Annotated in this window: 1 protein-coding gene; it reads left to right on the top strand. The window is 44.6% G+C overall.

Going from position 1 to position 1,384, the window contains the following annotated elements:
• Positions 1–1,041 (top strand): IS110 family transposase (locus ACTQ3K_RS12570; RefSeq protein ID WP_441568231.1); only part of this gene is annotated, 1,041 nt, incomplete at its 5' end.
• Positions 1,042–1,384: the final 343 nt, after the last annotated feature.

Below are 1,384 nucleotides of genomic sequence, written 5' to 3'. Positions count from 1 at the left end.
TGGTTCAATCTTGGAAAGTTTCTACAGGATAATGAAATGAAACCGGTTCTTGTAAATCCTCACCATGTGAAAAAATCAAAAGAACTCGACGACAATCATCCAACTAAAAATGACCGTAAGGATCCGAAAGTTATAGCAGGCTTAGTTAGAGAGGGGCGTTACATGATCCCATACCTGCCGGAAGGTGTTTACGCTGATCTTAGAACAGCATCAAACATAAGATTCCAGTTACAGGCGGAACTTACAAGAATTCAAAACAGGATCAGTCGTTGGTTCAATATATATTTTCCTGAATATAAGACGGTATACGGAAAGCCGGATGCCAAGAGCGGAATGCTCATCCTTAAAGCCGCCCCACTTCCTGAAGATATCCTGACGTTAGGTATCGATGGAGTGAATCAAATCTGGCGGGATGCAAAGTTAAGAGCAGTTGGAAAAGCGAGGGCGAAGACCCTGATAAAAGCTGCTGAGCACAGCGTTGGAAGTAAAGAAGGAGCAGTAGCTGCAAGAATGGAAATCCGAATGCTTCTGGAGGACTATGAATCCAGAAATACACGTCTGCAGGAAGTTATGGTTCTAATTGAAGAATTGGTAAGAAAGATTCCGATGGCTGAAAAGCTGTTAGAGATCAAAGGTGTGGGAATCAGGACAGTGTCAGGGTTCCTTGCAGAAGTAGGTGATATCAGCCGCTTCAACAATCCGAAGGAACTGCAGAAGCTTGCAGGATTGGCATTGGTTGAAAATAGTTCGGGAAAGCACAAGGGCGAGACAACAATAAGCAGACGAGGCCGAAAGAGACTCAGATACCTGCTCTTTGAGGTTGCAATGTCGCTTGTGGCGAAGAACCCGGAGTTCAGGGAGCTCCATAATTATTACACAACCAGAAGAATGAATCCATTGAAGAAAATGCAGTCATTTATGGCGATTGCAGCCAAGCTGATACGAGTCTTTTATGCGATGCTGACGAAAGGTGTGGATTATGATCCGAAAAAAATGGTCAGTGACATCAAGAGACCGGCAGTTTATCTACAGGCTGCGTAAGAAAGACAAGTAACTATAATGGAGGCTGTCATCTAGGCAGTCACTGAATCAAGCAGAATGTAACAGATAACGTCCACTGGTCACAGTGCTGGAACAGGAAGCGAGTCAGTAATCAACAATACAAAGAATGAGTCAGTAGTCGGCAGAAATAGACACCATGGGGCAAGACCCCGTAAAGGAGCATAGCTGACACCCTGGTTATGGGCAGGCAGGACGAAGGAAGTTAGGACCTCTGGAGACAGAGATGATCCTGGTGGATATAGGAGGTTAGCTGCCATAGAGGGAAGGGTATACACAAGGCCAGTAAAGCGAAAATCAATGACGTTTTATTTCGTATACCATT

The organism is Candidatus Paralachnospira sp. LCP21S3_A2 (assembly GCF_052118925.1).
Taxonomy (GTDB): Bacteria; Bacillota; Clostridia; order Lachnospirales; family Lachnospiraceae; genus Lientehia.
The sequence above is the reverse complement of the archived record's forward strand: the minus strand, read 5'-3'. Positions and strand labels throughout refer to the sequence as shown.